The sequence below is a fragment of the Bacillus salipaludis genome, assembly GCF_030938565.1.
GTDB lineage: Bacteria > Bacillota > Bacilli > Bacillales > Cytobacillaceae > Neobacillus > Neobacillus salipaludis_A.
The window spans coordinates 287,389-313,138 of the sequence record NZ_JAVGVR010000001.1 but is presented as its reverse complement, the minus strand read 5'-3'; the positions used below and the strand labels follow the sequence as shown (position 1 = coordinate 313,138).

Sequence of the window (25,750 nt, the reverse complement as noted above, 5' to 3'; positions counted from 1 at the left end):
AAAGAGAGGCTGCATTTGCAGCCTCTCTGTTATTTTTAATGTGCTTCTCGTCGCATGCCTTTTATGACAAAGCTTACGATTAATACGAGAATAATCGCTCCAATTAATGCGGGGATAAAAAAGAAGCCTCCAATTTCCGGACCCCAATCTCCAAAAATGAGTGAGCCGAGCCAGGCACCAATAAATCCTGCAATAATATTCCCAATGATCCCTCCTGGCAGATCACGATGCATGATTAGACCCGCTAACCAACCGATAACGCCCCCAATAATTAATGACCAAATAAATCCCATACAGATTCTCTCCCTTCAATTTTAAATAATGTCTATGGTATATAAGTACCCGAAATTTCACTGAATAAACTAAAACGATGCTTAAAAGGGGGTTAAATGATTAACTCGCCATCGTTGGGGGTACAGGATAATAAAAGAGGTGGGAGGCGAAATAAGTGGAACAACAAAAACAGAGCTACTTTATTAATATTCAATCACATGAAATAGCGAGGGAGCCTTTTGAGTTGGAATGGGATTTTAAAGTGGAGGCGACAGACAGTCAAATCAAAAGTCTTAAACAGTTATTCGATGAAAACTACCAGACAGATTGGGAAAGCTATATCCGGTCCCATGTTCCTTTTCTTGAATATCATCATGACCCACAAAATAAAGAATATGATGCACGAATGGTTATAATCTATGCGTTCATTTATCAGCTCGGAGATGAAAAAACTCGTGATCATATCAAGGAGATGGGGATTCTAAATAACGACTTTTTAAGGATACGAAACCAAAATTTTAGATAAATGAAATTAAGAGCCTTATAGGATTAGGCTCTTTTTTCATTTTCTAAAATCGCTAAACGAATCAGTTTTATCTTAATTTCCTTGCTAAGTAAAAGCCATTCACGTGTATAGAATTTCATTTTTAATTCCTCCCGGTTATAAAATATTTGAATTTTCTATCATATTTATTTTTTCCCCTTTCTTGAAGGATGTAACATAGTTTTGTGTGGCAATTTCTTTAGATTTTCTACATTTTTCATCATTCACGAATTAGTTTGGAGTTCGGAACAAGAGGGTATGTAACCAATGGGGTGATAGGAAATGAATGAGAAGAAAAAAGTGTATTTGGTGGAATCAAGGGACCATCCTGAACAATACCCTACAGAGAATGAAAGCTTGTTCGATCGATTTGAAAGCGAACAAAACGTGGACCCGATTCCTGTAGAGGATTTGAAGGAAGAGCAGCGGGAAGAAAAGGCAAAACATGATTCAAAAGATACTTCCTCAAGTGAAAAAAAATATAAGACAGGGATGGAATGAAGAAATGAAAAAAGACTGCATTTTCTGCAGTCTTTTTCATTATGTTCTACTTCTTACACCTCTTAAGATGAGACCAACAACGAGGACAAGGATGATGGCACCAATAATTGCCGGTATAATGTAAAAACCTGCAATGACAGGTCCCCATGTTCCTAATAAAAGGGAACCAAGCCAGGCGCCGATGAATCCAGCAATCATATTTCCGATAATTCCTCCGGGGATGTCACTTCCAAGAAGAAGCCCTGCCAGCCAGCCGATAATTCCACCAATAAATAAAGTCCAGATAAATCCCATAATTGTTCGCTCCTTTCGATTATGAAAAGGTGGTGATTAAATACCCTTATCTTCAAACAGTAACCCTTTTTTCTGTCCTTCCTGTTTAATCTTATCCTTGAAACGAGTTTGAGCCTCATTTCTTCCTGTTTTTAAAAAATACTGGCACACCCTTAATTCATAGGTTAACTGTTTAAATTTTTCTTGATCTCGGTCGTCGAGACATTGGTCAATTTTTCGCTTTAACAGGCTGATTTTTGAAATAGTTTCCGCCTGCCGTTTTGTTTCTAAATACAGCTGCTCTTTTCTATGCTGTGACTCCTCCCTAAGGTAGTCACTTGGTTGGGTTAACCGTAACCCGCATTTTTTGCACAGTGTTTCACGAACATTTAACACATAAAATTCAGCATTGCCACAAGCTTTACAAACCAGTTTCCTCATATATATACCTCCAATCAAATTTTCGTTGTTGAAAGAATGAATTAGATGTTACGTATTTACCCCTAATCGCCTGCTATGTAACCTAACCAATAAAAATAAATAGAATTTTAGAAAAATAGGTTTTAATTTTTCAAGAAGCGGTTACATAAAAGACAAGTCCACTAAGGGCAAACTAATTTTTCTGGAGGGATTTACAAATGGAAACCGTTAAAATTGTAGAAAATGGCGTGCAGGCAAAAAAGGAAATTGAACAATTAATGGGTAAAGGGTTCAGCAAAAATGAAATTTATTTACTGGCGCATGACAAAAATCGCTCAGAGGATTTAACCGATGCCTTAGACATTTCCGATATCGGTGTTGCCGAACAGGGTGTATTCGATTCCCTTGCAAATGTATTTCGCTCTCGGGGAGACGAACTTCGAACGATGCTCGAGTCATTAGGATTATCAAATTCGGAAGCAGAGCGCTATGAGGAAGAAATGGACCACGGTAAAGTCGTAGTAATCGCTTCAAAATCAGCTTAATAGAAAGCGGGTCTTGAAGGCTCGCTCTTTAAAAAAAGTTTTGTTAAAGATCATGTTGATTGGAGCGGAAGGTGCGAGACTCCTGCGGGAGCAGCGGGACAGGTGAGACCCCACAGGTGCTTTCAGCGCCGAGGAGGCTCACCGCCCGCCCCGCGGAAAGCGAGCATCCTGGAGCGGAAATCAACAACCATGTTAAACACAGCCAAAAAAATAAAAGAGAGGAGAATTATAATGAAATTTTCAAATCAAAGCTTAGAAAAATTACGGGGTATTCACAAGCGGGCCCGTCATAAAGTGAGCGGAAAACGGAGCCTGGACCAATTTTTCGAAGACCCGATCATTCACCGAGAAATTCAGGGGGATCGAATCTATGTGCCCTTAAATTTAAATAAGATTTGGAATGGGCTTTAACTATTTTTATTAACTGCCTAAACACCGTTTAATCACTGTAAACTGTGTTTAGGCAGTTAATTTTTTTTTACTTTGGTACAAAATGAAACTTTTCCGATTTTCATTCGTCAATATGTTAGACTATCATCAAGGAGGAGTGATGACAGAGTGGATTTCGGACAAATTGCGTTATTAAGTATTGCTTCACATTTGGTATTTATTGCCTTGTCCTGGTGGGCGCTGCAGGCGATCCGCTTGGAAAAAGTGCTGAAGGCGAATCATGTCTTTCAGGCACGGCTGTTATACATATTATTGGCAATTTTCCTCGGGTCAACAGTTAGTAACTTTTTCCTAGACTATCTACAATGGTCACAGCAGCTCCCGATGATGTTTCAGTAATGTAAGGCTTTATGAATGGTCCAGCTATAGGAATTGAAATCTCGAGCGAGCAAATTGGTAAATATTTAGGTCTTCATACATGTTCCAATTTGTCCGGTTTTTGAGTACAATTCTCTTTGTGTGATTACATACGGTAATGTTGTAAAGCACGACTTTGTGAAAAACCGAACTTGATAGAATTTACGTATTTGTCTAAAAGTGACGAGAATTCCCAAGTATGCTCTTCCCATCATTGGAAACACTGGTAGTAAGGGGGAGAGTCGGTTGAAGAAATATATTTTTGGCATCCTTGCCATTTTAAGTTTGATTACAGTTGTTTTGGGGAATCGAAATACAGAAGCGGCAAAAAATGAAAGCCTGGATTTGATGAAGATTGGTTCTATTTTTCAAACAAAAAATATTATGCCGAGTGAATGGACTTTATATGCACGGGAACATTTGGTTGACCTAAAAAGTGAAAAAGACGTACAGGTTTATGCAGAGGAGCTTAAGCGGAAGTTTCCAGATTGGGATTGGTCCACAGCAAACACCAGCCAAAAATGGGAAGTGACAGCAGTATCTCCAGCTTCAAACCACCACATAGAAACACTTCAAATTATGTCGTCCCGCACAAACCAACCGATCGATGCGTATATAGTATATAAGGTCAGCGGCAAGGAGTGGAATAAGGCTACAGAGTCCTTTTTCACAACGAATCAATTCAAAAATAGGCTAAGCGATGTATTTCGAGGAAAACCGACAGTTTTTTCTTGTATGAAGGGTATTGTCGGTGATAAGATGGATAAGGCTTTACCTGCAACAGTGAATGAATTGCTGTCTGCCTTGAATGCGAAAAAAATCGAAGCGTTAAAAGAGGAGACGTTCATGTCTGTAACGGCATTTTCACCTGACTTCTCAGAGTCGATTGGGGATGCAAAAACAGATCTGAATCTACAAATTGGGGTACGCTCCGAAGGATTGGGCGCAGAGACTACCGTAGTAGTTGGCACACCAATCATAACGATTGAATATTAATATAGAGAAAATGGACGCGGAGGGGAATACTCTTGGAAAAGATTATCGTCCGCGGCGGACAAAGGCTTCATGGAACGGTGAAAGTAGAAGGTGCAAAGAATGCCGTTTTGCCTGTTATCGCTGCAACATTATTAGCAAGTGATGGAAAAAGTGTAATTCGTGATGTACCTACACTCTCCGATGTATACACAATTAATGAAGTATTACGTAATCTAAACGCTGAAGTAGTGTTTGAAAATAATACAGTTGTCGTTGATGCATCCAGAGTGTTAAAAGAGGAAGCGCCTTTCGAATATGTTCGGAAGATGCGTGCGTCTGTCCTTGTAATGGGATCATTATTAGCCCGAAATGGCCGGGCTCGGGTAGCTTTGCCTGGCGGCTGTGCCATCGGATCCCGCCCAATTGATCAGCATCTTAAAGGCTTTGAAGCCATGGGTGCAAAGGTTAAGGTTGGAAATGGCTTTATCGAGGCGGAGGTTGATGGCCGCTTAAGAGGTGCAAAGATTTACTTGGACTTCCCAAGTGTTGGTGCAACAGAAAACATTATGATGGCGGCATCGCTAGCGGTTGGAACGACCGTCATCGAAAACGTCGCAAAAGAACCAGAAATCGTCGATTTGGCAAACTTCTTGAACAAAATGGGCGCAAAGGTAAGAGGCGCCGGAACAGGCACGCTTCGTATTGAGGGTGTCGATCGTTTATTTGGGGCAGATCATAACATTATTCCTGACCGAATCGAGGCAGGTACGTTCATGGTGGCTGCGGCGATTACCGGCGGAAATGTGCTTGTTCGAGGAGCAGTTCCAGAGCACTTGTCTTCTTTGATTGCCAAAATGGAAGAGATGGGTGTTAAGATTATAGAAGAATTTGACGGAGTTCGTGTCATTGGACCAGAGCGCTTGAAGTCAGTCGACATTAAAACGATGCCGCATCCAGGTTTTCCAACGGATATGCAGTCGCAAATGATGGCGTTATTGCTTCGCGCAGAAGGTACTTCGATGATTACGGAAACGGTTTTTGAAAATCGCTTCATGCATGTGGAGGAATTCCGCAGAATGAACGCTGATATTAAGATTGAAGGACGTTCGGTTATTTTAAATGGCCTGTCTAATTTACAGGGCGCCGAGGTGTCTGCAACCGATCTTCGTGCAGCAGCAGCCTTGATTTTGACTGGCTTAGTTGCAGATGGTGTGACACGTGTGACCGAATTGAAGCATTTAGACCGTGGATATGTAGATTTCCATGAGAAGCTAGCTGCATTAGGTGCAGATATCGAGCGTGTGAAAGAAGAAGATGAGATTTATATCGAGAAATTAATTTCGGATATGAATGCTTAATTTTTAGTGGGAGTCGCTGTTGTGAGTGTGGTTGTGGTAAGATTGTGAACTATTCACAATGGTGACAGGCACTATTGTTTAGGCACTTGAGTTAGAATCAAGGATCAGCGGTATGTGAAGAGTGCCTGGAAATGAATAAATACGGGTAAACCGGAGAAAGTGGCTGTCTGATGTCCGACAGGTGCATTCTTCGGTTTTTGCTTTTTGAGAGCTTTTAATCAAGTCCAAATTTAATCATTTAAAAGTCATAAATGCTTGTCCACCTCCATATGATGAAATGAGTAAGATAGGTACAGGGGACTGTTTAGCGTTGCCTTGCGAAAGGGAAATCTATGTCCATTCCACACGGACAAAAATGCTGAAAAGTCCACGGACGGTGCCTGTCACCATAAATTTCACACTGGAGGCACTTTCATGAAAAATTTCAAACCACTCATCGTACTAGCGTCTATTCTATTTGCCGTGACTTTGCTTATCCCCGCGGTTCTGGTGTTGCCGTTTGCGCAAGGTGAGGCAAATGGGAAACTGGGCGAGGATCTAACAAAGGCCAAGGCAAAGGAAACTTCGACCGTGTCTGCAGATTCTGCGGTGGAAGTGTCGGTCTACCGTGCAGCGAAGGAAAAAATTGAAACGGTACCGCTTGAGAATTATCTTGTTGGAGTTGTGGCAGCGGAAATGCCTGCAGATTTCAAGGAAGAAGCCCTTAAGGCTCAGGCTTTAACCGCAAGGACATATATTGTGGAGAGATTGAGGAGTAAAAAGCCTCTTGGTGTTCCAAAGGGTGCAGAGGTAACAGATACTCAGATGCATCAGGTGTACAAAAGCGATGATGAGCTGAAGCGAGAGTGGGGAATGGATTATTCTTGGAAGAAGAAAAAGGTACTTGAGGCAGTCAGGGCGACCAGCGGCCAGATTATTACATATAAAGGCGAGCCCATCGATGCTTCCTTTTTCTCCACTAGTAATGGCTACACGGAAAATTCCGAGGATTATTGGCCGGACGCCTACCCATATCTACGCAGTGTTGCAAGCCCGTGGGATAAAAATTCACCGAAATTCTATAACCAACAGGTGGTCTCTGTAGCACAATTTCAGGCGAAGCTAGGTGTGCAGCTTGGGTCTGGATCAACGATTGGAAAAATTATTGACCGGACGGCGGGGCATCGTGTTGGAAAAGTTGATTTTAATGGGAAAATTCTAACCGGTAAAGATATCCGCGATAAGTTGGATTTAAAGTCGTCTGATTTCACGTGGAGCCGGAAGGGCGACAATATCATTATTGCGACCAAAGGTTTTGGCCACGGTGTCGGAATGAGCCAGTACGGAGCGAACGGAATGGCGGCGGAGGGCAAAGATTATAAGCAGATCGTGAAGCACTATTATCAAGGTGTACAGATTACTTCGGCCCAGAATATGTTAGCGACGATTACAGCGGCGAAGTAGTGGGGATTGGGGGAGCCAGGCAAATATTTGTCTGGCTTTTTTTGTGTTGTGGTTGGGGAGAGGGGAGTTTGGAACATAAATCCAGGTCAATGGAGCATAAACAAGGTGAATCGGAACATAAAATGAATGCAATGGAACATAAGTTGGAGATCCCATTGAAAAAGGTAATTAAAAAGGGTGGGATCAACGAGAAAAGGTCTTCTAGATTAAAAATGGGGTGGGAAAATGAGTTGAGCCAGGCGAGGCCTGGCTTTTTGAAAGGAAAAAAGTTGATGGGAACATATAATGGTGGAGTTAGAACATAAATGAGGTGAATCGGAACATAAAATGAATGCAATGGAATATAAGTTGGAGATCCCATTGATAAAGGTAATTAAAGAGGGTGGGATCAACGAGAAAAGGTCTTCTGGATTAGAAATGGGGGAGGAGAGTGACCTGAGCCAGGCATGCGCCGGGCTTTTTGAAAGGAAAAAAGTTGATGGGAACATATAATGGTGGAGTTGGAACATAAAATGAATGCAATGGAAAATAAGTTGGAGATCCCATTGAAAAAGGTAATTAAAAAGGGTGGGATCAACGAGAAAAGGCCTTCTGGATTAGAAATGGGGGAGGAAAGTGACCTGAGCCAGGCATGCGCCTGGCTTTTTGAATGGAAAATAGTCGATTGAACATATAGCGACACGAATGGAACATAAACCAATTGAAATGGAACATAAATAAGAGTCCTTTGAAAAACTAACCTCAAACCGACACAAATTTGTCATTGAAATAAAGCGATTTTTGCAGGGAAACTCATAACAAAGAAGAAATAATACAAAAAATGAAAGGAAGATGCTTATGATCCTAAAACCATGCACAATTCCCCCAATCATTCCTAAACTTGAGGCCTTGATTAGAGGACTACCTTCAGATTCCCCAACATTGCCGGAAATTCTCCAAGAATATAGTAGTAAAATGAGAGGGTATAAAGGGGAGAAGTCACTAGTTTTCTATTTAAGTCAGCTCTCTATGAAAAAATATGATATCATCCACGACCTCCGCCTCTTCGATGGAGAATACTATTTTCAAATTGATATTCTGATTTTATGTACCTCATTCTTCCTCGTCCTTGAAGTAAAAAATAGGGGTGGTGAAATTATTTTCGAAAGGAATTTTAACCAAACCACGCTTAAACAAAACAATAAAAGGACCAGAATAAAGAACCCGGTCCTACAGGCCAAGACACAGGCGCGGAAGCTGAGGAAATGGTTAGAGGACCGTAATCATCCAGTACCGCCGACTATGTACCTTTTTGTAAACAGTAAAGAAGAAACGGTCATCATCACGGACACCAATAATTACGAGATTAATCGGAATATCTGCAATAGCGAAGGTCTGCTTGGCAAAATTGAACTGATCGAAAACAGTTGTCAGGAAAGAATGGAGGCAAAGGATTTAAAGAAAATCACGCGCCTATTACTTGCGAACCATGTTCCGGATGATCCAGATATCCTTGAAAAATTCAAGATTTCCCCCAAAGAACTTCTTTCAGGAGTACGCTGCCCCAACTGTCATACACGTCCAATGATTTATCAAAGAGGTATTTGGTATTGCCGAGATTGCGGGAAAAAGTCTAAAGATACCCATGTTCAACTTATCAACGATTATTTCCTTCTGATTAAACCCACGATCACAAACGCTGAACTATGTGCGCTTCTACATATTTCATCCCGTAAAGTGGCTTATACGATTCTAACTTCCATGAATTTACCTTTTAATGGGGCAAACAAGGGGCGAGTCTATTATGCTCCCACAAGCCCCAGTACCTTCCGCAATCCGGCAAACCTTCCCTTAAACAAAGCACCATGCACAAAATAGAAGCAAACCCCAATCCCGACAAAGTCTTTAAATAGATCAAAAAACGAGGCAGAGCGGGTCGGATTGAACGATTGATGAATCTCGTCGCTGATGCCGTAAAGCGCAGCAAACACCGCACAGGCTATATTCAACCGCACACTCAAACTGGATCGGCGCGTCAAAAACGCCAACACTAGTAAAACATACAAAATCGCAAACTCAACCAAGTGCAGCGATTCTTTAATCGTGTTATCGAGACTCTCCTTGGGCAGGGTGACAAAATGATCCGAAGAAAAACTCGACTGGATCCAAATCACCGCCATATAAGCAATGGGCAGCAAACGGAGCACCCACTTAAAAAACTTCATAAAAGAATTCCACCTTTCCATGCATAAAAACAAAACCCTTGACAAAAACTAAAAAAATTTTTCCACCTCGTGTATATAATTCTACTTATCTGTTCAGAATGATTGCTGAGGTGATGAAAATGAGAGAGGAAGAAAACAAACGATCTTCTCAGAAAAGCTTTTTCAAAAAGCGTTGGGTATTTCCAGCCATTTATATCGCAAGTGCAGCAATCATTCTGACCGGTGTACTTTGGTACACGAACCTTACCAGTTCGACTAAAGACAACAAAGCTACAGACATCGCTCAGAAAAAATTCAACGAACCATCTGTTGAAGTCAACAAAGCAATGGAAAACTTTAAAATGCCAGTGGCAAATTCCGACACCGCCGTTATAGAAAAGAAATTCTATGATTTCAAAGCGAGCAAGGAAGAGCAAGTCGCAGCATTAGTTCATTACAACAATCAATACGTTCCAAACACCGGTATCGACATCACGATGAAAAACGGGGAAACATTTGATGTAGTTGCTGCCTTAAGTGGAACAGTTACAAAAGTAAACGAAGATGCTACTTTAGGTAACGTCATTGAAATCGAACATGAAAAAGGGGTAGTAACCCAATATTCATCCGTTAATGACATGAAGGTCAAGGTTGGCGAGCAAGTGAAACAAGGCGAAGTCATTGCCAAAGCTGGACAAAGCCTATTCAATGAAAAAGCTGGTACCCATGTACACTTTGAAATCCGCAAAGATGATGTTCCAGTCAATCCTGATAACTATTTTAACAAAACGTTAAGCGCGTTACAGGAAGAAAACACAACACCAGCAGCGGACACAACAGAAAAAGTAACGGAAGATAAAGCTAACAATCAAAAGATCGATGACAGCACGAAAACTCCAGACGATCAAAAGATTGATGACAGCACAAACACTCAAGATGACCAAGGCACATCTTCTGAAGAAGATGGCACACCATCTGACAGCTCTTCCGACACAAATTCATAATAATGGAACTGAGGGGAAAGGGGAATAAACTTTCCTCTTTTTTGTGTTTTTTTTAGAAAGGCTGTGTTAAAGGACAATGTTGATTTTAAACAACGTTGATTGGAGCGGAAATCAACAACCAGGTTTAAAAGAGCCTTTAGAAAAAGGAACCTAGTGCGGCTTCCAAGATGAGGGTAGTCCTTAACATAGCCTCAGCTCCTTTTTCCTTTTTTCACCTCCTAAAAATTGGTCGGGAGCTCCCTTCGATGGTAAAATAATAGAAAAAAGGGGGGAGTATCCGTGAAAAAACTAATCGGGGTGCTGCTGCTTGGATTCGTAATCATCCTTGCCGGCTGCAACAAAGAACCGGCGCCGCAGGACCGATTTGCTGCATACATAAAATTATGGAACCAACAAAAATTTGACCAAATGTATGATTACCTTTCAACGAGCGCGAAAAAATCCATCTCCAAAGAGGAGTTCACCTCGCGCTATGAAAAGATCTATAAAGACTTGCAAATTACGGACCTCAAAGTCAATTTCAAAAAGCCGAAAGAAGATAAACAAGCAGATGAAGAGAAAGCAACCTATTCTTTTAATGCCAAGATGAATAGTGTGGCTGGACCGATTAACTTCACTTACAAGGCGAAGTTGAAAAAAGAGGAAAAGGACGATAAGAAAAACTGGTACGTCGACTGGAATACAGGGTTCATTTTTCCAAAATTGCAGAAGGGCGATAAGATTGGTCTCAGCACGACAAGCCCTGAACGCGGGGAAATTCTTGACCGCAATGGCAATGGGCTCGCGGTAAATGGCGATGTGATGGAAGTCGGTGTCGTTCCTGGCAAGATGGGTGACAAAAAAGCACAGATCGTCGCACAACTGGCGAAGCTGTTAGATATCTCAAAGGAACAGATTGAACAGGATCTTGGGGCAGGCTGGGTGAAGCCGGAGCTGTTTGTGCCGCTGAGAAGGATTCCGCTTGATGATCATAAGACGATCAATCAGCTGATGAGCATCCAGTCGGTCGTCACAAAGGATGTGCCAGCACGGATTTATCCATATAAGGAGGCGGCGGCACAGCTCGTTGGTTATGTCGGTGCTATTACCGCGGATGAGTTGAAGGAGCTGGAGTCGAAGGGCTACACCGCTCAGGATCTTGTTGGGAAGCGCGGCCTCGAGCAGGTGTATGATCAGGAGCTCAAGGGCCAGACAGGTGTGAAGATTACAATTAAGAAGAATGGCAAAGAAGAGGTGCTTGCGGAGAAGCCGGTCGAGAACGGCAAGAGGATCAAGCTGACAATTGATGCGGAGCTGCAGGCAAGTATTTATGATGAGATGCAGGGCGATGCTGGGACAGCGGGGGCAATGAACCCGACGACAGGGGAAACACTCGCACTCGTGAGCAGTCCGTCGTTTGACCCGAATCAGGCGTCGCTTGGATTCTCGGCATCCGAGTGGAAGGCACTGCAGAGCAATAAAAAGATGCCGCTGACGACACGCTTTAAACAGACGTATGCACCGGGCTCGGTGATGAAGCCGATTACGGCGGCGATTGCGCTTGAGAACAAGGCAATCACACCGGGGCAGTCGGTGGCGATAAAAGGGCTGAAATGGCAGAAGAGCAAGTCATGGGGCGGCTATTATGTGACACGGGTCCACGAGGCTAGCCCGGTTAATCTTGAAAAAGCATTTGTATACTCCGACAATATTTACTTTGCACAAGCAGCGCTGAAAACAGGCCGGACGGCGTTTGTGGACGGGTTGAAGAAATTTGGGTTTGAAAAAGAACAAGACTATCCGTTCCCATTGGAAAAACCGACGATTGGCAGTCTTGGCAGTGAAATTTCACTAGCCGATTCAGGCTATGGTCAAGGGCAGATTCAGATGAATATCGTGAGTTTGATGGACGCTTATACGCCGCTTGTGAACAGTGGCAATATGATCAAGCCAATATTGCTTGCAGGTGATAAGAAGAGCCAGGTGCTTCAGGAGCAGGCGATGACACCGGATGCGGTGGCAACAATTGCACCGATGTTACGGAAGGTTGTGACGGACCCAGGCGGAACAGCACGTGCTGCGAATATTCCTGGTTATCCGCTTGCCGGTAAAACGGGGACCGCTGAAATTAAGCAGAAGCAGGGTGAGCTGGGAACGCAAAATGGCTGGTTCATTGCGTACAATCCGAAGAAACCGAATCTGATGATGGCGATGATGATCGAGAACGTCGAGAAGCGCGGTGGCTCGCAGGTACCGGTGAAGAAACTGACGAAGGTCTTTAAGATGTGGAAATAGAGCGAAAAACCAGGTGGGAAACTGCCTGGTTTTTTTTATTTGAAGATTTATCTAAAGGTGGGAATTTATACCCTCTTCCTACCGGGATGAATTACCCAACTTTTCCCTATTGTATAGAATAATAAATTGATAACTTTTATAATGAATAAAAAATAGGGAAGTTTTTAACAGTTAAGTAGGTGATTTAGTGGGAATTAATGTTCATGCCGCCCATTCCCAGGCCAATAAAATAAGCCATTATGCCTCAACACTTCGTGATGTGCAGCAGCATTTAGTAAGGGCAAGAGGCAATTTAAATAATGGCTGGCAAGCGGAGGAAATGTTGTATGTGAATCAGGCGATCGAGCAAATGAGCCGGGATATGGCGGCTCTGGCCTCCAAATTAGAGGGGATCAGTTCGGATGTAAGGAGCGCCGCAAACGATATTAATCGGGAAGAAGAAGCGAAGGCAGAGCGAGAGGCGAAAGCAAAAGCTGAAGCGGAGGCAAAAGCGAAGAAAGCACATGACAAAAAGTAAGGGAGGTGTGAATCGTGTCGCGGATTAAAATTCAACCTGATTTTGTAAAAAGCACCGGTGCTGGCCTCGCACCAGATTCCTCAAAATTGTTGGATATGAAGGACGGATTATCCACGCTCATGTTTTCCATCAATTATAAAATCACGGGAAGAAACAACCTTCTCTCGAGAATGGATGGGGCGGTAAAAGAAATAAGTAATCTCGAAAGACAGGTAAAGGCGTTAGAGCAGTTTATTGACCATTCAGCAGAGCAGTATTGGCGGGTGGAAAGGGGACTGACGGAGAAATCTTTTGATGCGATCTCCACGAAGAAAGGGAAGCCGACGTTCCTGGCGATTATTAATTTTTTAAATTCATTTAATAGTAATTTAAGTAAAAGTGACGCTGCTTTGATTGCAACGCAGCTTCTTTCCGTTGCAACGACTGGTGCCCTTTCACGTAAGCTGAAGATCAATTATATTAACGGCAAGCCATCCTTCCTTCAGAAAATAAAGGGGGACTACAAATTTACCGTGAAAGCGGACCCTTCCTGGACAAGCAGAGGGGGGTACAGCTCGAAAGTTGCCCGGATGATTTATGACTTTTCCAAATCCAATCCTTCGAATCCACTTGTTAAACAACTCCATAAGTTTGTCGCATCCTATTCAAGCCCATCGGCATTGTTGAAACACGTAGCCGGTTTTCCAAAGAACGTTAATTCGATGTTAAAGGGAAAAACGCTATCCTCCACCTTCAAAAACCGAATTACAATTGGCACAAAGGAAGTAGCAGAAGAGGTCTTGAAGGCGAGAGGATTGTATGGTGCTGCGAAGAAGATTCCAGTAGTAGGCTGGGGCATTTCTATTGGAGCAAACTTATCGGAATTATGGAGTGACGATAATGTCGGGAAAAACACTGGCGAAAAATTAGGGAGGGCGTCTGCCGGAATTCTTGCCGATTTTGGTGCCATTACCGGAGGTGCCCAGCTGGGGGCAATGATTGGGTCGGTCGGCGGCCCAGTAGGAATTATCGTCGGCGGTGCCGTGGGCGGTTTGGTCGGCGGTGTCGGCAGTATGGTGTTTGAAAACCAAATTAAGGATGTCGGCGAGAAGATTGGCGGAGCTGCCGAATCCGGGGGAAGATATCTCGGCAGTAAGATAAGCAGTGGCTTCAAATCAGTCAAGAGCTGGTTTAACTAAGTACATATCAAATGAAGGTTAGGGTTGGAATATGACACCTGAAACAGTAAGAGTAATTTTAGATATTGTCGCCTATTATTTTTGTGTCCAAATGTCATTTAGTGCATTGGTATTGGTCATGGGCAGGGTGATCCTGGGTCCGTATGAAGCATGGGTTTATGAAAACCCGCGAAATCTATTTCAACGTGTGTCCACATTTTGTATGGTCGCTGTACTTGGGGTCGGACCGTACCTCAATAATAGATTTATGAAGTTTTCTTGGATCGTCAGAAAGATCCTGCTGCTCATCTCAATCAGTATTTTGTGTGTGGTATGCGTGATTATCTACTATGTAATTAAAAATATATTGGAAATGATTTTTTTATAAAAAGATGATGTGAAGCTCTCTTTTTTGATTGGAGTGGAAGGTGCGAAGACTCCTGTGGGAGTACGGAGTAGGGGAGACCCCGCAGGAGCGTAAGCGACGAGGAGGCTCCCCAGACCGCCCACGAACCGCTTGCGCCTGGAGCGGAAAAACAAAGCCAAAAATTAAAGGACTGTGAAACGATGGACTATTTGATGACCTGTACGTCGGAGGAACTGGCCCTGTTGGTTACCGTAAATGGGTATCCAAGTGTGGCCAAAACGATTGCGGAAGCTTCTTTTGGGAAGAAAAGTGAAAAAGAATGGCAGGCGATCATGGAAGCGGCCGTCCACCAATTAATCCAGAAACAGCTCTGGGACGAAGAAAAGGATGCAAATGGCGAGAGCCCGATAAGCGTGGAAGTCCAAGAATTTATACGTTCCTATGTCGAATCGAAATGGATGATTCGCTGCTCGAATCAAGCGAAGTCCAATATTTTGATGCTTCACCATATTGAAGGGAGCACGTGGATGACCCATGTGATTGACCGGGACATCATTCATGAATTTGCCTATATCCACCGCGAGGAGATTCCGGCGATTGTCCGGGATTATTATTCCTTTTCCGATGCGCCGCTTGAAAAAAGGCTTGAGTTTAATCTGACCGACAAGGCGTTTGATTTATTAAGCAAGCCCGGTAAGGAAAAGAAGGTAAGAAAGATGTGCCGCTTTACAGCGGAAGAAGAGGAAGGCTTTGAACAGTTTGTGAGCGATTTGCAAGCAGAAGACTGGTCGTTGTTTAATATTTCATTTTTCCAGCTGGAAGGCCTTGAAGCCGATCCCTACCTTGAAAATATTGTATTCTTTCTTCCTTCGAAACAAGGAATCTGGCTGATTGAATACAGTGATCATGCCGTTAAACCGGTAAAAATTCAGTTAAGCACCCATGAAGAGTGGTGCGATTTGTTGGATGGAGTAGGGATGGCCGCGGCGAATGTGGAATAAAAGGGTAAGTCGGTTCATGCTGAAAAATACGTAGAAGAGTGTCTCCGCTTGGAGTGCGGGTTTGACCATTCTATTATTCAGTGCAGCGCTGATTAGGAACCCGCAATTTTTTACTAGGTTTTATAATATTGCCATGGCAATTGGTTCCATGTTTATTGGCAGCTTTTTTATTCTAATGATTGTAGTGACAATTCTTCACCTGATCAAGGAATATCGCATGGCCGATAAACGCGGAAAGCGGCTTTTCCTTGTACTCTTAATTATCGCAATCATTATTTATGGCCCAAGAAATATCGCAGATTTTAGATAGAGAGTGCTCGTTTTTTTATTTAATGCTATTTTAATATAATTTCGTGCTGTCACGTTAAGGAGAGAATGGTTGTGATTTTAACGCTTTTTGATCGGGGCAAGGCTTTCACACTCGTACTTCCCGAAAAAATTACCGGAAGATATATTCTGACAACTGAAGACAACGCGGGTAATCCGAAAGATTTAATGGCGGTCGAAGCGGAAGCGGGTAAATGGTATGTTAAGTCGAATAAATATGCCCATTTGAAAGATTCCGATCCGAAAGCGCTGCTTGAACCATTCATGACCTATACCATCGACCGGGACGGCGATCCCTCGGCCCTTCTCTATGCTGAGCCGTTCAGCGAGGACCGCAACGAGTTTACAAGACATATTGTGACCCGTGACGTGGTGAAGATTGGCCGTGCCAAGGATAATCATATTTGTTTTACGAATAAACTCGTTTCCAGCACACACGCATTGATTGAATACAGCAGCGATGGACAGGCGAAGCTGCGCGATCTAAACAGCTCAAACGGCACGTATGTAAACGGAGAAAGAATTAGCGAAAAAGTTCTCGCAATCGGCGATGTCATCTCGATTATGGGCTTACGGATTATCTTTAATGGCCACATGCTTTCATTAAATAATCCGCATCAGCTTGTGTTTTTAGACATGGGCAGTTTTCAGCCGTTTGCAGTGCAGAAGCCGGTTATCGAAGAAGACGACGAGCTCGATGATTTTTTAATAGAAGAAAAGAATGAAGATCTGTTCTATCGCTCGCCGCGATTTAAGCGGGAGGTTGAGCGGAAAACGATCAAAATTGACCCGCCGCCGCAGCCGCAGGCGCCGGATGAGACACCGCTCATGTTAATGCTCGGCCCATCGATTACGATGGGGATGGCCTCGCTTGCAACCGGGGTGTTCGCTGTGCTCAATGTCATGCGGACAAACGGTGATATGATGTACGCGATGCCGACTTTGGTGATGTCGGTCAGTATGCTGATTGGGATGATTCTTTGGCCGATTTTAACGAAACGGTATGAAAAGAAACGGCGGATTGCTCAGGAGAAAATCCGCCAGGAAAAATACTTACAATACATAGAAGACATGAAAAGAGCGATTACGGCAGAATGCTCACATCAATGCGAGATTCTCCACGAAAACCATGTTTCGCTTGAAAATTGCTTGCAACGGATTGACCGGCGCGAACGCAATTTGTGGGAACGGGTCATCGGGCAAGAGGATTTCTTACGGGTCCGTGTCGGGATTGGCGATTTATCGATGGTGGCGGAAATCAAGTATCCTGAAAAGAAATTTACATTAGAGGATGACAATCTTCAAGAGGCATTGTACCAATTGGTCGATGCTCCGAAAATTCTCCCGCAGGTGCCCGTCACCCTGTCGTTGATCGAAGAGCGAGTGAGTGGGATCATCGGTCCCCGAGAAAATGTCATCGATTTAGTCAAGGGGATTATTTTTCAATTAGCGGCGTTACATAGTTATGACGAGCTTAAGCTCGTGTTTATTTACGATCCATCTGAGCCGTGGGAGTTTGTGAAATGGCTGCCACATGTGTGGGATGATGAGAAATCCATTCGCTTTATGGCGACGGATGACAATGAAATCAAGGAGCTTTCGGCTTATTTTGAGAAGGAGCTTGTGCTTCGGGAAGAGCAGGAGTGGGAGCCCGCACCGCCGCATTATGTCGTGTTTTCAATGAACAAGGAGCTGGCGGGAAAAGCGGAAATGGTCAATTTGCTTTTAAAGGGGAAACTGGGCTTCAGCTTGATCACCCTTTATGATGACCTTGAAAAGCTGCCGAAGGAATGCACGAATGTTGTCGAGTTGGATGGTATGACTGGAAAAATCTATGACAAGGATGACCTCTCAGGTAGATATCAGGCATTTGAGCCCGATATTTATTTCAAGAAGGATGCCGAGGAGATTGCGGTCAAGTTGGCCAATATCCAGCTTGCTTCATCCGTTGAAGCCTTCACTTTGCCGGAGATGATGACGTTTTTAGAGATGTTTGGGGTCGGGAAAATTGATCATTTAAACGCGTTGACACGGTGGAGTGAAAATAATCCGACTCTCGCGATGAGGACTCCAATTGGGGTCAACATGCGCGGTGAACACTTTTCTATTGACCTTCACGAAAAATATCACGGTCCTCACGGGCTGATTGCCGGGATGACCGGTTCGGGAAAAAGTGAATTGATTATGACGCTGATTTTATCGCTTGCGGTCAATTACCATCCAGACGAAGTGGCGTTTATTTTGATTGACTATAAGGGCGGCGGCATGGCGAATGCCTTCTGGAACCTGCCCCATCTCGCCGGGACGATTACCAATCTGGACGGTGCGGCGGTGAAGCGGTCGCTGATTTCAATTCAAAGTGAATTGAAGCGGCGCCAGGCCATTTTTAGCGAAACGAGCCGGCGCTTGAACGAGAGCAATATTGATATTTACAAATACCAAAAGCTGTACCGCGAGGGCGTTGTCACGGAGCCTTTGCAGCATTTATTGATGATTTCCGATGAGTTTGCTGAGTTAAAGACGCAGCAGCCGGAATTCATGGACCAGCTGGTCAGTGCGGCGCGGATTGGCCGGAGCCTGGGCGTGCATTTGATTTTGGCGACGCAGAAGCCTTCTGGGGTTGTCGATGATCAGATTTGGAGTAACAGTAAGTTCCGGATCAGCTTGAAGGTGCAGGAGAAGGCCGACAGTATGGAGGTCATCAAGCGCCCGGATGCCGCGGAATTATCGCAAACCGGTCGTTTCTTCCTGCAAGTCGGCTACAACGAGCTGTTTGAGCTTGGGCAGTCAGCGTGGGCTGGGGCGCCGTATTATCCTGCTGATCGAGTGGAGAAGCGGAAGGATGATGGGATTGAGATTATCGACCATTTAGGGCGTGTTGTGAAGAAGGCGCGGCTTGAGCGGGAGCGTCGTGTGAAGAATCCTTCGAAGCAAATTGATGAAGTGGTGAAATATCTTGCAGCGCTTGCGGAGCAGGAACGGATTCAGGTGAAGCCACTGTGGCTTGAACCAATACCAGCTGATATTTATGTGGATGAATTGAAGGCGAAGTACGGCTTTGTTTCGGCTGCTGACCTCGGATTGAATCCGGTTATTGGTGAATACGATGATCCGGCGAATCAACGGCAGAGTGTTCTGAGGTTGCCGTTTGAAGGCAATACGGTCGTCTACGGGGTGGCCGGCAGCGGGAAGACAACGCTGTTAACTACTCTCATTTACTCGTTGATGGAAGAGCACACGCCGGACGAGGTCCATCTTTATCTCCTCGATTTTGGCTCTGAGACTTTGAGCTGGTATCGCGAGGCGCCGCATGTCGGCGATGTTATGCTTTCGCATGATGCGGAGAAGATTGATAGCCTCTTTAAAATGATTACAGCTGAAATGGCTGTCAGGAAGAAGCGATTTGCTGAGTACGGGGGCGACTTCAGGGCCTTTAATAAAAGGTCGCCAGAGACGGTTCCGTCATTGGTGGTAGTCATCCATAATTATGCGGCGTTCGCTGAAACGTATGAGCAATATGAGGAAACGATTTCCTACTTGACGCGCGAGGGTCTGAAATATGGGGTTTATTTTGTGGTGACGGCGTTGAATACAGGGGCGATAAGGTACCGCCTGTTGCAGAACTTTAAACAGTTGTATGTGCTGCAGTTGAATGATGCTTCTGAATACTCCGGGGTACTGGGACATGTTGATGGGGTTTATCCATCGAAATTTAAAGGCCGGGGGATATTTAAGACGGATGCCGTTTACGAGTTTCAGGTGGCGCAAATTGGGCGTGCTTCGTCCGACTTGTATCGCTTTGTGACCGAGTATTGCCGGAGTTATCAGTGGCAGGGCACTCGGGCGAATCGGGTGCCGCTATTGCCAGAGAAGGTAGATGTTCACTATTTGGCTGATTTCGATGGCGTTTCGGGTGTGCCGATTGGGATTGAAAAAGGGTCTTTGGCGGTTGCCGGGTATGATTTTGATGCCTCGTTTGTGAATTTTGTATCGGCGTTGAGTGTGGATGATTGCTCTGGGTTTATGCAGGGACTTGCTGAGGTTGTGTCGCGCGATACGGACGGTGAGGTCATGGTTCTCGATGCTGGGGCAGGCTTTGCGGCCGACCTTTATAGCGGGTACCAATATGTGGTTGAGTCGGAACGACTAGAAGAGATGGTTGTGCACTTGTTTAATACGTTGGTGTATCGCAACAACACAACGAAGGATGCTATTGCTGAAGGCTTAGCGCCGCCGGTGTTTGAGAAAATTACCTGTTTGGTGAATTCATTGAGCGGGTTAATGGCAGAGTTGTCAGAGGATGGCAAGGATAAGCTGAAGGTCTTTTTAGAAAAAGGCGACGGGCTGAATGTGACGATGATCATCGCTGATGCAGCGGATAAAATCAGTCCGATGATGTATGATGCGTGGTTCCAAAAACAGGTGTCGCTAAATCAAGCGATTTGGGTTGGCAATGGGATTGCTGAGCAATATGTCTTTAAGATTGGCAAAATCACGAACGACCTATATGGAGAGCTGCCGGAGGGCTTTGGCTATGTCATCCAGAAGGACAAAGTGAAGCTTTTGAAGCTTGTGACTGCTGCAGAGGTTCTTGTAGAGGGGGCGGTGCAATATGCGTAAGATTTTAGTTGAAGTCTATAACCCCGCCGCCTCACGTTCCTTTGATGTGTTTATTCCGGTAAAAAGTAAGCTGTATGAAGTTTTAATGTTGTTGTCGAATACGGTTTCTGAGTTATCTCAGGGCTATTATAAGGCGTCTGAGCAGACAATTCTTTGTGACCGGAAGACGGGGAATGTTTTGGACTTAGGCAGGACGATTGAGGAGCTTGGCTTGAAGAATGGGGCGAAGTTGATGCTGCTGTGAATGGGTTTGGCTTTAGGCTTGGCTTATTGTTGGATAAGGTTCGCCGCCCATTGTCGGATAGCGGTGTCCAATTGTCGTATAAAGTTCGCCAATTGTCGGATGGCGGTGTCCAATTGTCGTAAAAGCATCGCCAATTGTTGGATAGGAGTCCAATTGTTGTATAAAGCTCGCCCATTGTTGGATAGCGGTATCCAATTGTCGTATAAGGTTTGCCCATTGTCGGATAGGTGTCCAACCGCCAAACAGCGAACGAAAACACTTTAAAGGAGGTGAAAAAACATGGCAAGATCCATTATGGTAGATCCGGCTAAGCTGGAAGACGCAGCAAATAAGATTGATCAGCAATCAGCTGAATACGAAAGACTTTATAAAGCACTTTTTCAAGAAGTAGACGGAATGCAGGCTGCTTGGCAAGGGCAGGATAACGTTGCATATACGACCCAAATCAAAGGATTTACGGATGATTTCCAAAAAATGACTCAGCTTATGAGACAATACTCCGATTTCCTAAAAGTTAGCGCAAAAACTTACAGAAACACACAGCAAGATATCATTTCTGGAGCGAAACGTCTGACAAACTAATAAGTAGATTGCTAGGAAAGAGAGGTGGAACCCATGACAATTGAAGGAATTAAAATTGGCCTTAATGAGGTCACTAGTACCGCCAGCCAAATCCGCACGTTAAACCACAATTTAACAGCGAGACTGGACGAAATCAAAAAAGAAATGAACGCCTTAGCCAATGCGTGGAACAGTGATGCATCCAACACAATCAGAAACAACTTTAACTCACTAGTACCAAAATTCGATAACTTCCGCGAAATCGTCGAAAGCTACGGAAAATTCTTAGACCAAACCGTAAACTCATACGACAGCACAGAAACAGCCATCAACAATAACGCCAGCGCATTCAAATAATTTAGATTGTGGAACATTCTGTGGAACAAGAAAATTCGGGTGGTGCCTGGCACCTGTCGAATTTTGTCAGGCACCACTAACATAGGGAGGGGAGTTTAGATGATTAGAAATATGGAGCTTAAGCTAGAGGATTATGGGTTTTCGAAGTATTTTTATTTTCCGGTTCCGGAGGGTATGGAGTTGGATGCTGAATTGGTGGCGGATAAGGCGGAGACGGATTTGTTGACGAATAATAAGATGCGGATTTCCGGGCTGCTGCCGTTTGGTGTGGTGAAGAAGGATGGGGCGGCTGCGCTGCGTTATGATATGATTTCGCAGGTCAATTTTGAGCAGCTTTTCGCGAGTACCCTAACGAAGGCGCAGCTTGTGGACAATCTTTTAATGATGATGGAAGGTCTCGAGGACCTCAAGAAACATGGCCTCAATCCCGAGAAAATCCTGCTCAACAAGAAATATATCTTCCTTGATGACTTTTCAAATAGATTAGTATTTTTGTACGTTCCGGTGAAAGTTAATGTTTTTGAAAAGGTATCAATGAACGAGTTTCTTAAAACGTTGATCGCCGAGACTTCGTACGATGAAGCAGATGATTTGTTATTTTTTATCAAGCTCCACAATTATCTAGTCAAAAACGCTGACCTTCATTTACCGGATTTTAAAGAAAAGCTGAAGGAGTTTGCTGCGGTTGGTGCGGGCCCTGGGGCGGATTCAAGCAAGGCGGTTCCACAGGCTCATTTTTATAGTCCAAGCCATGGTAATGTTGTCAGTGAAGCGGCTGCCGCATTGGAAGAGGGTACGACGGTTTTAGGTGCGCTCAACATTCAGGAGGAAGAGGGCACCACGGCATTGGGGGTTGGACCGCAATCTTTTGCAAGGCCGTTTCTATTCGAAGCAGCTACAGGTGAAAAAATCTTTCTGAGGAAGGATGTTTTTAAGCTGGGCAGGGACCCGGAGCAGGTTGATTTTGTTGCGAAAAATAAAGTGGTCGGCCGGGTTCATGCGGAGATCCTTACGGTGGATGGAGAATATTTCTTTGTGGACAAACAGTCTCGAAATGGCAGCTACTTAAACGGGGTAAGGCTCGTTCAAAACAGTAAAACCAAGCTGAAGCATGAAGATAAAATTAAACTCGCAAACGAAGAGTTTGTTTTTAGATTCTTTTAAAATAATAGATTTTGAGATTCGCGGATAAAATTTTTAATCTGAGGATAAGGGGTAATTTTGTACCTCTTTCAGGGATATATAGGTGAAAAACAAAAGAATGAGGTTTGAAATATGGCCATTTTAACCGCATTCCATACCGATGTGGGAATAAAAAAGAAAACCAATCAGGATGGATTATTACTAAAAACGGCCCGGACACCCAAAGGGCAGGTCGGCCTGTTCGTGGTCTGTGACGGCATGGGGGGCCTGGCCCAGGGAGAACTCGCCAGCGCAACCGTCATCAGGGGGATGGCCGATTGGTTTGACTCCGAGATGCCGAACATCGCTCAATCCGAGCACATGGAGGAAGACATTCGCAGGGAGTTAGAAGCCTGCATTCAACAATTAAATGAAAAAATCTTGGGCTACGGGGAGTCTGAAAAGGTAACCTTAGGGACTACCGTGACGGCACTGCTCATGGTTCACGACAAATACTATATCGTCCACATTGGCGACAGCAGAGTCTATCACATTTCGAGTACCCTAACCCAATTAACGACAGATCAAACGTTGGTCGCAAGAGAAGTGGCCCGTGGCAACCTCACAGAGGAGCAGGCTAAATCTGATCCGCGCCGAAATGTGTTGCTGCAATGCGTTGGGGCGACGAAGAATATTGAGATTGCTTTCTCTTCGGGGGAACTTAAGGAAAATACGGTATTTATGTTGTGCTCAGATGGATTTTATCATCAGATTTCAGAGGAAGAACTGGCGGAGAGCTTTCATCCGGCCAAACTGATAGATGAAGTGCAGATGAAGGAAAAGGTAATCGAGTTAGTAGAGTTAGTGAAAGCACGAAAAGAAGTCGATAACATAACGGTTGTGGCGGCAAAAGTGGTCTAAGCTACGGGGGGAGTTTTTCTTGATACAGATTGGAACAGTAATCGATGGTCGCTATGAAATATTAAAAGAGATCGGCCGCGGCGGGATGAGTATCGTCTACCTTGCCATGGATAACCGCCTCAATAAATCCTTGGTCGTAAAAGATATCCGCAAGCGTGAGCCGAGCAACAACGAACTGCTTATCAACAGCTTGATTATCGAAGCCAACATGCTGAAGAAACTCGACCACGGGGCCTTGCCGAAAATCTATGACATTATCGATGCAAAAGGCGACATCTACGTCGTTATGGACTACATCGAAGGCGAGTCGCTAAAGGAAAAACTGAAACGAGAAAAAACGATTCCCGCAGACAAAGTCATTGAATGGGCGAAGCAGCTCGGTGAAGTTTTAGAGTATTTACATACGAGAAAACCCCACCCGATCATTTACAGGGATATGAAACCGGACAACATCATGCTCACTCCAGAAGGAAAAATCAAGCTCGTCGACTTCGGGATCGCCCGCGAGTTTAAGGCGGAAAGCACAACCGATACGACCAATCTTGGGACGAAATCCTATGCAGCGCCAGAGCAGCTCTCCGGGAAGCAAACCGATGCAAGGACCGATCTTTATAGTTTAGGAGTTACCTTATATCATCTCGTCACTGGAAAAAGTATCAATGAACCGCCGTTTGAGTTGAAGCCGATCCGCCACTGGGATCCGGCCCTGCCGGAAGGGCTTGAACATATTATCCATAAGTGTACCCAGTCCGAGCCAAATAACCGATATCAAAGCAGTAGTGAGCTGCTCTATGATCTTTACAATATTAACAAGTTGACGGAAGGATACAAACAACGGTTGCGGAAAAAATTGTCGGTGTATCTGATCCCTGTCATACTGTTTTTTATTTTTACAACGACAGCTGTTGCTGGGTTTCAGGGCATCAAAAATACGGAATTCCAGGATTATATGAAGCTAGTAAATACTGCAGACGTCTCGCATATGAATGGCGAGGACGAGAAGGCGCTCACATTGCTGGATAAAGCGATCACAGGCGTCGATAAAAAGCGGCCGGAGGCTTATACCAGTTTGTTGGATTTATTTATTAGCCGCGATAAAACCGATGACGGCCTAGCAAAAATTGAAACTTATATCAACGGTGAATATGGGAATATCCAAAAAAATAGTGTGCTCCGCTTCAAGATGGGGATGACGTATTTTGATTTGATGCATAATTATCCGGAGGCGCTGAAGCATTTTAATCATGTTGATCCCGAGGAAATCCCTGATGTGCAATACTATGAGACGATTGCCACGCAGGCGAGCTCGATGAATATAGATTATAAAAAATTTGCCAACAACTTGAAGAAGTTTGAAAAATTTAATGATGGGCTCGCGAATGACCGGAAAAAGGTCGATAACTATAAATCCTTGGCCGGAATTTATATTTCCTATAAAGGGGAGTTGGCCGAGGCAAATACAAAAACGATTGAAATTATCAATAAAGCATATAAAGTCCTTAAGTCAATCGATGATGAAAAATTGGAATCCCAGTATGAAGAAGATTTTAAAAGCAAACTGGGGCAGGCCTATTACAGCAGGGGAGTGAAATTGCAGTCAAGAGCAGATCTTGAACAGGCAATCCAATTTTATCAAGAACTGCTGCAGGATTTGGACGTACAAGACAAACCGGAAGTGTTAACGAAAATCGGTGCGATTTATCACGATATGGATGATGAGGAGAAGGCCGTCACGATGCTGCAGGATACGATCAAGGGATATCCGAAGTACATCGATGCCTATATGAAACTAGCAGATGTATTGCTGGATATTGAACAAGCCAAGCCGGAGGGCAAGCGTAATTTTAAGCAGGCCAAACAAGTGTATGAAAAAGTGAGTAAGCTTGCCGGAGCGAAAAGCGATGCTGATTTTAAAAAGCTTACAGGGAGGCTTGTGACACTCGGTCTTAAGTAGAA

31 protein-coding genes are annotated in these 25,750 nt (G+C 44.1%); 26 read left to right on the top strand and 5 right to left on the bottom strand.

The annotated features are described in order from the left end of the window. Positions 1-35 precede the first annotated feature (35 nt). Positions 36-293 carry a GlsB/YeaQ/YmgE family stress response membrane protein gene (locus RCG21_RS01440; RefSeq protein ID WP_308912819.1) on the bottom strand — a complete coding sequence of 86 codons (258 nt, stop codon included), beginning with the start codon at positions 291-293 and terminating at the stop codon, positions 36-38. A gap of 155 nt (positions 294-448) precedes the next feature. Here RCG21_RS01440 and RCG21_RS01435 point away from each other — a divergent pair, with 155 nt between their 5' ends. Further along, positions 449-799 (top strand): hydrolase, encoded by a 351-nt coding sequence (locus RCG21_RS01435; protein ID WP_308912818.1) that lies wholly within the window; start codon positions 449-451, stop codon positions 797-799. 300 nt (positions 800-1,099) lie between these two features. After that, positions 1,100-1,318 (top strand): YczO family protein, encoded by a 219-nt coding sequence (locus RCG21_RS01430; RefSeq protein WP_133332963.1) that lies wholly within the window; start codon positions 1,100-1,102, stop codon positions 1,316-1,318. A 39-nt stretch (positions 1,319-1,357) separates the two neighbouring features. Here the strand turns inward: RCG21_RS01430 and RCG21_RS01425 are convergent, their stop codons facing one another. After that, on the bottom strand, positions 1,358-1,612 hold the full coding sequence (locus RCG21_RS01425; protein WP_133332964.1) for a GlsB/YeaQ/YmgE family stress response membrane protein: 255 nt from the start codon (positions 1,610-1,612) through the stop codon (positions 1,358-1,360). A 36-nt stretch (positions 1,613-1,648) separates the two neighbouring features. Further along, entirely contained in the window at positions 1,649-2,032 is a 384-nt protein-coding gene (locus RCG21_RS01420; protein WP_308912817.1) for an IDEAL domain-containing protein, read from the bottom strand. Positions 2,033-2,229: 197 nt separating this feature from the next. Between RCG21_RS01420 and RCG21_RS01415 the strand changes: the two genes are divergently transcribed. The 10 genes from RCG21_RS01415 (at position 2,230) to RCG21_RS01370 (ending at position 8,996) form a co-directional block, all read left to right on the top strand. Then, positions 2,230-2,556: a YflT domain-containing protein gene (locus tag RCG21_RS01415; RefSeq protein ID WP_308912816.1), complete on the top strand. Its 327-nt coding sequence runs from the start codon at positions 2,230-2,232 to the stop codon at positions 2,554-2,556. Positions 2,557-2,787: 231 nt separating this feature from the next. Then, positions 2,788-2,967, top strand: a complete 180-nt coding sequence (locus RCG21_RS01410) for a hypothetical protein (protein ID WP_133332967.1) — start codon at positions 2,788-2,790, stop codon at positions 2,965-2,967. 147 nt (positions 2,968-3,114) lie between these two features. Then, positions 3,115-3,345 carry a DUF1146 family protein gene (locus RCG21_RS01405; RefSeq protein WP_133332968.1) on the top strand — a complete coding sequence of 77 codons (231 nt, stop codon included), beginning with the start codon at positions 3,115-3,117 and terminating at the stop codon, positions 3,343-3,345. A gap of 264 nt (positions 3,346-3,609) precedes the next feature. Further along, positions 3,610-4,359 (top strand): YwmB family TATA-box binding protein, encoded by a 750-nt coding sequence (locus RCG21_RS01400; RefSeq protein WP_235824708.1) that lies wholly within the window; start codon positions 3,610-3,612, stop codon positions 4,357-4,359. A 32-nt stretch (positions 4,360-4,391) separates the two neighbouring features. Beyond that, positions 4,392-5,696, top strand: coding sequence for a UDP-N-acetylglucosamine 1-carboxyvinyltransferase (murA, locus tag RCG21_RS01395; RefSeq protein ID WP_133332969.1), 1,305 nt, complete (start codon positions 4,392-4,394; stop codon positions 5,694-5,696). Positions 5,697-6,110: 414 nt separating this feature from the next. Then, positions 6,111-7,139 carry a stage II sporulation protein D gene (spoIID, locus tag RCG21_RS01390; RefSeq protein WP_133332970.1) on the top strand — a complete coding sequence of 343 codons (1,029 nt, stop codon included), beginning with the start codon at positions 6,111-6,113 and terminating at the stop codon, positions 7,137-7,139. Positions 7,140-7,207: 68 nt separating this feature from the next. After that, complete coding sequence (locus RCG21_RS01385) at positions 7,208-7,444, top strand: hypothetical protein (RefSeq protein WP_308912815.1); 237 nt, start codon at positions 7,208-7,210, stop codon at positions 7,442-7,444. A 22-nt stretch (positions 7,445-7,466) separates the two neighbouring features. Next, positions 7,467-7,631, top strand: a complete 165-nt coding sequence (locus tag RCG21_RS01380) for a hypothetical protein (protein ID WP_308912814.1) — start codon at positions 7,467-7,469, stop codon at positions 7,629-7,631. A 20-nt stretch (positions 7,632-7,651) separates the two neighbouring features. After that, positions 7,652-7,807 carry a hypothetical protein gene (locus RCG21_RS01375; RefSeq protein WP_308912813.1) on the top strand — a complete coding sequence of 52 codons (156 nt, stop codon included), beginning with the start codon at positions 7,652-7,654 and terminating at the stop codon, positions 7,805-7,807. Between the two features lie 169 nt (positions 7,808-7,976). Next, the gene (locus tag RCG21_RS01370) at positions 7,977-8,996 is read left to right on the top strand and encodes an NERD domain-containing protein (protein WP_308912812.1); all 1,020 of its coding nucleotides are present in this window, start codon (positions 7,977-7,979) and stop codon (positions 8,994-8,996) included. Here RCG21_RS01370 and RCG21_RS01365 read toward each other — a convergent pair. Beyond that, positions 8,921-9,343: a VanZ family protein gene (locus RCG21_RS01365; protein WP_133332972.1), complete on the bottom strand. Its 423-nt coding sequence runs from the start codon at positions 9,341-9,343 to the stop codon at positions 8,921-8,923. The genes RCG21_RS01370 and RCG21_RS01365 overlap by 76 nt on opposite strands. A 119-nt stretch (positions 9,344-9,462) precedes the next feature. Between RCG21_RS01365 and spoIIQ the strand changes: the two genes are divergently transcribed. The 9 genes from spoIIQ to RCG21_RS01320 all read left to right on the top strand — a co-directional run bounded on the left by spoIIQ (position 9,463) and on the right by RCG21_RS01320 (position 20,833). Beyond that, complete coding sequence (spoIIQ, locus tag RCG21_RS01360; protein ID WP_133332973.1) at positions 9,463-10,326, top strand: stage II sporulation protein SpoIIQ; 864 nt, start codon at positions 9,463-9,465, stop codon at positions 10,324-10,326. Between the two features lie 279 nt (positions 10,327-10,605). After that, complete coding sequence (locus tag RCG21_RS01355) at positions 10,606-12,600, top strand: penicillin-binding transpeptidase domain-containing protein (protein WP_133332974.1); 1,995 nt, start codon at positions 10,606-10,608, stop codon at positions 12,598-12,600. A gap of 187 nt (positions 12,601-12,787) precedes the next feature. Continuing rightward, entirely contained in the window at positions 12,788-13,117 is a 330-nt protein-coding gene (locus tag RCG21_RS01350; RefSeq protein ID WP_133332975.1) for a hypothetical protein, read from the top strand. Positions 13,118-13,131: 14 nt separating this feature from the next. Continuing rightward, positions 13,132-14,295, top strand: coding sequence for a hypothetical protein (locus RCG21_RS01345; protein ID WP_133332976.1), 1,164 nt, complete (start codon positions 13,132-13,134; stop codon positions 14,293-14,295). A gap of 31 nt (positions 14,296-14,326) precedes the next feature. Beyond that, positions 14,327-14,662: a hypothetical protein gene (locus RCG21_RS01340; protein WP_133332977.1), complete on the top strand. Its 336-nt coding sequence runs from the start codon at positions 14,327-14,329 to the stop codon at positions 14,660-14,662. 179 nt (positions 14,663-14,841) lie between these two features. Continuing rightward, positions 14,842-15,642 carry a YfjC family protein gene (locus RCG21_RS01335; RefSeq protein WP_308912811.1) on the top strand — a complete coding sequence of 267 codons (801 nt, stop codon included), beginning with the start codon at positions 14,842-14,844 and terminating at the stop codon, positions 15,640-15,642. A 61-nt stretch (positions 15,643-15,703) separates the two neighbouring features. Continuing rightward, on the top strand, positions 15,704-15,952 hold the full coding sequence (locus tag RCG21_RS01330) for a hypothetical protein (RefSeq protein WP_308912810.1): 249 nt from the start codon (positions 15,704-15,706) through the stop codon (positions 15,950-15,952). Between the two features lie 71 nt (positions 15,953-16,023). Next, positions 16,024-20,589 (top strand): type VII secretion protein EssC, encoded by a 4,566-nt coding sequence (gene essC / locus RCG21_RS01325; RefSeq protein WP_308912809.1) that lies wholly within the window; start codon positions 16,024-16,026, stop codon positions 20,587-20,589. After that, positions 20,582-20,833: a ubiquitin family protein gene (locus RCG21_RS01320; RefSeq protein WP_133332981.1), complete on the top strand. Its 252-nt coding sequence runs from the start codon at positions 20,582-20,584 to the stop codon at positions 20,831-20,833. The genes essC and RCG21_RS01320 overlap by 8 nt, the downstream gene beginning before the upstream one ends. Positions 20,834-20,845: 12 nt before the next feature. Here RCG21_RS01320 and RCG21_RS01315 read toward each other — a convergent pair whose 3' ends face one another. Next, a complete protein-coding gene (locus tag RCG21_RS01315) occupies positions 20,846-21,028 on the bottom strand; it encodes a hypothetical protein (protein WP_308912808.1) in 183 nt (60 codons plus the stop codon). A gap of 84 nt (positions 21,029-21,112) precedes the next feature. Between RCG21_RS01315 and RCG21_RS01310 the strand changes: the two genes are divergently transcribed. The 5 genes from RCG21_RS01310 (at position 21,113) to RCG21_RS01290 (ending at position 25,748) form a co-directional block, all read left to right on the top strand. Then, a complete protein-coding gene (locus tag RCG21_RS01310) occupies positions 21,113-21,415 on the top strand; it encodes a WXG100 family type VII secretion target (protein WP_026572740.1) in 303 nt (100 codons plus the stop codon). 33 nt (positions 21,416-21,448) lie between these two features. Continuing rightward, positions 21,449-21,751 carry a pore-forming ESAT-6 family protein gene (locus RCG21_RS01305; RefSeq protein ID WP_051590913.1) on the top strand — a complete coding sequence of 101 codons (303 nt, stop codon included), beginning with the start codon at positions 21,449-21,451 and terminating at the stop codon, positions 21,749-21,751. 99 nt (positions 21,752-21,850) lie between these two features. Continuing rightward, a complete protein-coding gene (locus tag RCG21_RS01300) occupies positions 21,851-22,915 on the top strand; it encodes a DUF6382 and FHA domain-containing protein (RefSeq protein WP_308912807.1) in 1,065 nt (354 codons plus the stop codon). Positions 22,916-23,026: 111 nt separating this feature from the next. Then, a complete protein-coding gene (locus RCG21_RS01295) occupies positions 23,027-23,794 on the top strand; it encodes a PP2C family protein-serine/threonine phosphatase (RefSeq protein WP_133332983.1) in 768 nt (255 codons plus the stop codon). Between the two features lie 19 nt (positions 23,795-23,813). Further along, the gene (locus RCG21_RS01290; protein ID WP_308912806.1) at positions 23,814-25,748 is read left to right on the top strand and encodes a protein kinase domain-containing protein; all 1,935 of its coding nucleotides are present in this window, start codon (positions 23,814-23,816) and stop codon (positions 25,746-25,748) included. The last annotated feature ends 2 nt before the right edge of the window (positions 25,749-25,750 follow it).